The sequence below is a fragment of the Blautia sp. OM07-19 genome (genome assembly GCF_003481595.1).
GTDB classification, from domain to species: domain Bacteria; phylum Bacillota; class Clostridia; order Lachnospirales; family Lachnospiraceae; genus Blautia_A; species Blautia_A intestinihominis.
The window spans coordinates 1-7,248 of record NZ_QULA01000035.1; the positions used below are offsets into that span (position 1 = coordinate 1).

At 40.0% G+C, this 7,248-nt stretch carries 5 protein-coding genes and 1 pseudogene; 3 read left to right on the forward strand and 3 right to left on the reverse strand.

Annotated elements, in window-relative coordinates:
- A pseudogene (locus tag DXC01_RS16910) lies at window positions 1–467 on the forward strand (transposase); the annotation flags it as partial.
- Window positions 468–650: 183 nt separating this feature from the next.
- Here DXC01_RS16910 and DXC01_RS16915 read toward each other — a convergent pair.
- Window positions 651–1,991 (reverse strand): MATE family efflux transporter, encoded by a 1,341-nt coding sequence (locus tag DXC01_RS16915; protein ID WP_015528771.1) that lies wholly within the window; start codon window positions 1,989–1,991, stop codon window positions 651–653.
- 273 nt (window positions 1,992–2,264) lie between these two features.
- Between DXC01_RS16915 and DXC01_RS16920 the strand changes: the two genes are divergently transcribed.
- Window positions 2,265–3,575: an MATE family efflux transporter gene (locus DXC01_RS16920; protein ID WP_118699427.1), complete on the forward strand. Its 1,311-nt coding sequence runs from the start codon at window positions 2,265–2,267 to the stop codon at window positions 3,573–3,575.
- A 74-nt stretch (window positions 3,576–3,649) separates the two neighbouring features.
- On the opposite strand, the gene DXC01_RS16925 is transcribed toward DXC01_RS16920, so the two are convergent.
- Both DXC01_RS16925 and DXC01_RS16930 read right to left on the reverse strand, forming a co-directional pair.
- A complete protein-coding gene (locus DXC01_RS16925; protein ID WP_330427701.1) occupies window positions 3,650–4,594 on the reverse strand; it encodes an IS3 family transposase in 945 nt (314 codons plus the stop codon).
- The gene (locus tag DXC01_RS16930) at window positions 4,585–5,226 is read right to left on the reverse strand and encodes a helix-turn-helix domain-containing protein (RefSeq protein WP_118699429.1); all 642 of its coding nucleotides are present in this window, start codon (window positions 5,224–5,226) and stop codon (window positions 4,585–4,587) included. Before DXC01_RS16930 ends, DXC01_RS16925 begins: the two co-directional genes overlap by 10 nt.
- A 197-nt stretch (window positions 5,227–5,423) precedes the next feature.
- On the opposite strand from DXC01_RS16930, the gene DXC01_RS16935 reads away from it, so the two are divergent.
- Entirely contained in the window at window positions 5,424–7,166 is a 1,743-nt protein-coding gene (locus tag DXC01_RS16935) for an IS1182 family transposase (RefSeq protein WP_118699430.1), read from the forward strand.
- The last annotated feature ends 82 nt before the right edge of the window (window positions 7,167–7,248 follow it).

Below are 7,248 nucleotides of genomic sequence, written 5' to 3' on the forward strand. Positions count from 1 at the left end.
CTTTGAAGATGAACAGTTCTATATCTGCCATGACGGACGTGAACTGCGGCATCTCAGGACAGAGAGCAAAGAGCAGGATGGGATATACACAGACCTTTGAGGTATATGGTTGTGCAGACTGCAGCGGATGTGAACATAAAGCGCGCTGTCTGTATAAGTATGATGCGGAGAAAGATGCCGAAAAGAACAAAGTCATGAAGATCAATGAACAATGGGAGGAACTGAAAGAAAGATCGCATGCCAATATCCAGAGTGAACGCGGGATCCTGAAACGCCAGACACATTCCATTCAGACGGAAGGACATTTTGGAGATATAAAGGAAAATGAGAACTTCCGGCGTTTTAATTACCGTTCGGCAGATAAGGTATATAAAGAATTCATGCTGTATGCTATTGGAAGAAATATAAATAAATATCATCGTTTTTTATACGAAAAACTGAGAAAATTTGAAGGAAAAACTGCCTAGAAAAAAATGCGGCTGAAAAAATCCAAACAAGGATTTTTTGCGGCCAAAAACAGAAAGTATTTATCAAAATAAAAATATCCTGAACAAGTTGCAAAGCCAGAAAGCTCTGTAACTGTCAGGATATTTTTGTTTGGTGCTGTCAGCTCTAAAAAACGTTATTTACCGACAGCTCCCTGTTTTGTTTTAATGATATTTATGCATCCGTACATAATAGCTGATGCATAAGATCACAGTGGCTCCGCTCCATGCTGCAATCTCTGCAAAGAAAATACCGTCCTGTCCGATAAAATGGGGAAGGATCAGTGCAGCACTGATACGCATGACAAATTCAGCCATACCACTTACCATAGGCATTAAGGTATCTCCCAGCCCCTGAAGTACAGATCTGTACACGTACAGGAAGTACAAAACCCAGAGCATGGCAGCCATAATAGAAAGGTATTTAAAAGCAATTGCCAATACCTGCTGTGTCTGCTGCGGTTCACCTGAGATGAAAAGTGAGAGAATATTTTTTCCAAATAAAAACATGGCAGCAGAAATGATCAGTGAGGTAAGCAGGGAAAGCAGCATACTGCTGCGGACGCCTTTTCTGATCCTGTCAATCTTTCCGGCTCCCAGATTCTGACCCACATAGGTAACGATGGCATATCCATAGGAAATAGCAGCCATTTCCAGCAGACCATAAAGCTTGTTTGTAGCTGTAAATCCTGCTACAAAAAGGAAACCGTAGCCATTGATCACATACTGGACTACCAGACCGCCCACACCGATGATGATATTCTGAAATACAACAGGAATACCAAGCTTCATCAGGCGGGCATTCATGCCGGAGGCAGGCATAAAATCTGCTCTGGTCAGATGAACGATATCAATTCTGCGTAAAATCAGGAAACAGTAAACAGCGGAGAAGCTCTGTGCAATCACAGTTGCGATTGCTGCTCCTGCCACACCCCATCCGAAGCCTGCCACAAAAAGGATGTCCAGTGAGACATTCAGCACAGATGCGATGATCATTGCGGTCAGCGGTGTTTTACTGTTTCCCATAGCCCTTAGAGCAGAAGCAAACATATTATAGGCTGCTGTGGCGGGGATTCCACAGAAAATGATGCGCAGATATAACAGAGACATTCCGATAATATTGGAAGGTGTATGCAGCCCTGTTAATACCAGCGAAGCAAATGACTGGCTGAGAATCAATACTCCGGCTGCGATGAATGCGGTCAGCCGGTAACTGTGAGCCAGAGATTTACGCAGATTTTCGAAATCCTTTGCCCCATAATACTGGGAGAGTTGAATAGAAAATCCCTGAGTGAGTCCTGTGGATATTCCTGTGACAACCCACATCAGAAAGTCAACAGCACCCAGTGCGGCAAGAGCCTCCACACCTGCAACCTGACCAACAACCATGGTATCCACCATTGTATAAAGCTGCTGACAGATATTTCCCAGCATCAGGGGAATTGCAAAAAGAATGATCAACCGTCCCGGTGAACCGGAGGTCATATCCTGAATCTTGGTTTTCATTAGTATAAAAGTTCCTTTCCGGAGCATATTTGAAAAAGTTTAGAAATGATTATTCGAATATGCCCTGATATTTACATTGATAATTTTACATCATTAACGTGAAAAATGAAATATAATATATCATCAGAATGATATAAATTTATCAATACCTGCTATAAGCAGCATGTTGTTGAAATTATTATGCATAGCGCCTGAGAGGAGTTTTTGATTGCTATTTTTTAAAATACAGATATATAAATAGAAGGCAAGTCTTTACGGAAGGAGACAAGAATTATGCTGAAAAGATTCACTAAATATGTAACCCAGAGTGTTGCCGGAATGATCGGGATTTCCGTTTATGTTCTGGCAGATACTTTCTTTATATCTGTATATTCCGGTGCTGACGGACTGGCAGTTCTCAATTTGATCCTGCCGGTTTATGGACTGATCTATGCGATTGGGGCTATGATCGGGATTGGTTCCGCTACCAGGTATGCCATAAGCAGGGCAAAAGGAGAAAATACAGAACATTATTTCGTACAGTCAGTAACCTGGAGCATACTGGTTGCAGTTCCATTTATGCTGATCGGAATTTTTATTCCGGACAAAGCATTGGCTTTGCTGGGTGCAGATGCCGGACTGATCGGACTTGGACGAAACTATGTGAGAATTATTCTGATCGCAACACCATTCTTCATGTCAAATTATACATTTACTGCATTTGCCAGAAACGATGGGGCGCCTTCTATTGCAATGATCGGTTCCATCAGTGGAAGTATCTTTAACATTATATTTGATTATATATTCATGTTCCCAGTCGGTCTGGGATTTTCCGGAGCCGGACTGGCTACTGCAATCTGTCTGATCGTAACAATGAGCGTCTGTACCATACACTACAGAAGCAGCAGAAACCATGTAGGATTCCATTGGAAAAAACCGTCATTCAGACACCTGATTTCCTGCTGTCAGCTAGGAGTTTCCGCATTCGTCGGTGAACTGTCTTCCGGTGTGATCGCTATTGTATTTAACTTCCTGATCCTGGGAATTGCAGGAAATGTAGGTGTAGCAGCCTATGGAGTTGTGGCAAACCTTTCTATCGTGGCATTTGCAATCTTCAACGGTCTGGCCCAGGGAGCACAGCCTCTGATCAGTGAAAGCTACGGAAAAGGTCAGCCTACTCAGGTAAAAAAACTTCTGAAATGGAGCCTGCTCGTATGTCTTGCAGTAGAAGCATTGATCCAATTGATCATCTGGACAGCAACTGACCCGCTAATCAGCATTTTCAACAGTGAAAACAATGTTCAGTTATTGAATTATGCACATACAGGACTGCGTCTGTATTTCCTTGGGTTTATAGTTGCAGGAATCAATGTTGTACTGGTGGCATATTTCTCAGCAGTAGATGAACCGAAAATCGCGATTGTGGGATCATTCCTGAGAGGAATTGTTGCTATTGTTATCTGCGCAGTTATACTTGCGAAATTATTCGGATTAAATGGAATCTGGATCTCTCTTTTTGCAGCGGAGACAGTTACGTTTCTGACGATTCTGTTTCTGGCATATAAAGACAGAAGAAAAAGAATGGGGCTGTCGGGAAATATGTGAACCGCTCCCCGTCAAGTAGACAATTGAAAAAATATAAATTTTCCTGCCAGCAGAAATTTGTCTGCTGGCAGTTTTTATGCGGTTTGCAAGTAAATTTCGTGTTTTTCCATTGGTGTTAAAATTCCGAGATTCCTTTGTAAGCGTTTATTGTTATAGTAATCTATATAATCTTCGATCATTTTTACGAGAGTACCTCTATCAGTGAATCGTTTTCCATAGTATCGCTCTCTCTTCAAAATCCCCCAAAAGCCTTCCATTGGTCCATTGTCGATACATTTAGCAACTCGCGACATGCTTTGTATTATTCCAGCATTTACAAGTTTTGTATGAAATGTCCTGTTCGTATATTGGAATCCCCTGTCACTGTGAAACAGTGGCTGCGCATCAGGATTTCTAAGTAAAGCATTGTCTACCGTATCAAACACCAAAGCATTGTTGTTCTTATCACGAATAACATACGAAACAATCCGTCTATCATATAGGTCCAGTATTGCACTTAGATAAACTTTATGCTTTTCAATCCCAATATAATAATGGAATTCTGTCACATCAGTGAGCCATTTTTCATTTGGTGCTTTGGCAGTGAACTCCCGATTAAGTATGTTTTCAGCTATATACTGAGGGTTTGCAGCCTGTCTTGTGCATCCGTTGTTAGAATACTTGATAGTTGATTTTATATTAAGTTTACGGCAAATGCGTAGCACACGTTTATCGTTTATATCAATACCATGATATCGTTCCAAATCATCTCTGATCCTTCGATAGCCTTTATCCGGTGAGTCTGTGTGAATCTTTTCTATCTCGTCATCAATAAACCTATTCTTTTGCTCGCTTTTGGGAATTTCTCTGTGTAGCCATTTATAATAAGCTGCTCTAGAAACATTACCAAGTTTACAAAGTGCAGCAACTGAATAATTATGATCTTCATGTTCTTCTTTGATTGCCTGATATATATGTTCATGACGGACCAGGCTTAGCTCCGCCTCCTCTCTATTTCTTCGAGTTTTTTTTAAAAAGATGCCTCCATTTCAGCACATTCTTTCTCCGCTTTTAAAATTTTAACTTCAGCACGCAGTTTTTCTAATTCACTCATCTCATCGGGACGTTTTCGTTTGCCACGGTTATCTCTTAAAGCTTCTATTCCACCAGCTTCATATTTGACTATATAATTGCGAGCCTGTTGATAGGACACCTGGTATTGTTCTGCTGTTTTGGCATAATTACGATCATGTGCGATACAATACTGTACTATTTCAACCCGTTCTTCAAAAGTGGTTTTTCTTCCTTTGGTCATGATAATGCTTCCTCCTGTTCCAGAAGATTTTAATTCTTCATGACCATTATACTTCTTTATCCAGATTTGTAACTTAGCTTTTGAACGGATCCCATATTTTTTGCAAATATCATCTTGAGAACCATAGCCTGCTAAATAATCTACGACTGCTTGTTGTTTCAATTCTTTGGAATATTTTTTATTCCCTTTCAATGTGAATGCATTTGCTCCCATAGATTCATAGTTTCGAATCCATTGTTGGACAGATGCGAGACTTACATCAAACATATCGGCAATTCGCCGTTGACTTTCTTTTCCATCCAGATATAGATTTACAGCATATATCTTATCCACAACAGATACTTTTCTTTTAGACATAAAATATGCTCCCTCCTAGGTGACAAGTTTTTATTATTTCACTTGTCTACCTAGAAGGGAGCATATCAATAGATAGTTCCAAAGCAGAGAGGGTATGGCTCACAACGAGTCATACCCTCTCTGAATTTATCTGAAAAAAGAAAAAAAGATGGCTAACGACAACCATCTTTCTCTCCGTTACATGTTATAATGTAACTATGCTAACAACTAATTATTATAACGATTTTTTTGAGTTTGGGCAACAGAAAATTAACTTTAGTTTCTTCGAATTGAGTTTACCTGACGACGATCCAGTCTATACCCTGAAAAAAGTGATGGAGGAATTAGATTTTTCTGGCTTGTTAGCCAATTGTTCAGATAAGGGAAGAACCGGGTACAACCCAATTATGATGTATGCTGTAGTTACCTATGCAAATATGCGTGGAATACGTTCTGTTGACCGTATTGTTGATCTGTGTGAAAGAGACCTTGCTTTTATCTGGCTGACGCGCGGACAAAAACCGAAACGTGATGCTTTTTATGACTTTAAAAACAGGAAGCTGACATCTGATGTCCTGGATGACCTAAATTACCAGTTTATGCGGCGGCTGCAGAAAGAAGGGCTGGTCACATTAAAAAAACTTTTTATTGACGGTACAAAGATAGAGGCAAATGCAAACCGTTATACTTTTGTATGGCGCGGAAGCATCAATTACCATCTAGCAGGACTTCTGGACTTTATCGACCAGCTTTTTGAAAAATATAATTCTTTTTTGCAGGAGAATGATTATGGAACAAAGTACGAGCTGGGAAATGCACAGATGTTTGTGATCGAAGGGATGGATAAAGTCCGGGAAGTGATCGAAAAGAACAGAAAACGAAAGCTTGTAAAACATAAAAAGCTTTCAAATAACCGTATTATAGAGATCGATAACTGTTCACCGCTTGAAATACGGAAACTCCAGAACAATCTCACGATGATCGCAGACAACGAGGGAATCGAATTCGTTTACGGAAAAGGAAAAAGAAAACCTGCACTTCAACAGCTGCATGAGGAACTGGAACAATGCGGAAAACGACTGATGGAATATAAAGAATGCTTTGAGATCATGGGAAAAGACAGAAACAGTTATTCCAAAACAGATCTGGAAGCGACTTTTATGCGTATGAAAGAAGATCACATGCTGAACGGACAGTTAAAGCCAGCATATAATGTTCAGATCGCGGTAGAGAATTATTATATCGTACATGGATATGTAAGCAGCGACCGCATCGATTATAATACCCTGATCCCGGTCCTTGAAAAACATAAGACTGCTTTCGGGAGTATTCTGGAAGAAGTAACTGCGGACAGCGGGTACTGTAGTGAAAAAAATCTGCTTTATTTAAAACGGAATGAAATATCCAGTTATATAAAACTGCAGGATTATGAAAAGCGAAAAACACGCGCTTATTCAGAAGATATCAGTAAATATTACAACATGAGGACAGGGATCTTTGAAGATGAACAGTTCTATATCTGCCATGACGGACGTGAACTGCGGCATCTCAGGATAGAGAGCAAAGAGCAGGATGGATATACACAGACCTTTGAGGTATATGGTTGTGCAGACTGTAGCGGATGTGAACATAAAGCGCGTTGTCTGTATAAGTATGATGCGGAAAAAGATGCCGAAAAGAACAAAGTCATGAAGATCAATGAACAATGGGAGGAACTGAAAGAAAGATCGCATGCCAATATCCAGAGTGAACGCGGGATCCTGAAACGCCAGACACATTCCATTCAGACGGAAGGACATTTTGGAGATATAAAGGAAAATGAGAACTTCCGGCGTTTTAATTACCGTTCGGCAGATAAGGTATATAAAGAATTCATGCTGTATGCTATTGGAAGAAATATAAATAAATATCATCGTTTTTTATACGAAAAACTGAGAAAATTTGAAGGAAAAACTGCCTAGAAAAAAATGCGGCTGAAAAAATCCAAACAAGGATTTTTTGCGACCAAAAACAGAAAGTATTTATCAAAATAAAAATATCCTG

Excerpts from the sequence above, each read along its gene's own strand:
- DXC01_RS16915 (WP_015528771.1), bottom strand. The coding sequence starts at position 1,991 with ATGAAAACCAAGATTCAGGATATGACCTCCGGTTCACCGGGACGGTTG.
- DXC01_RS16920 (WP_118699427.1), top strand. The coding sequence starts at position 2,265 with ATGCTGAAAAGATTCACTAAATATGTAACCCAGAGTGTTGCCGGAATG.
- DXC01_RS16930 (WP_118699429.1), bottom strand. The coding sequence starts at position 5,226 with ATGTCTAAAAGAAAAGTATCTGTTGTGGATAAGATATATGCTGTAAAT.
- DXC01_RS16935 (WP_118699430.1), top strand. The coding sequence starts at position 5,424 with ATGCTAACAACTAATTATTATAACGATTTTTTTGAGTTTGGGCAACAG.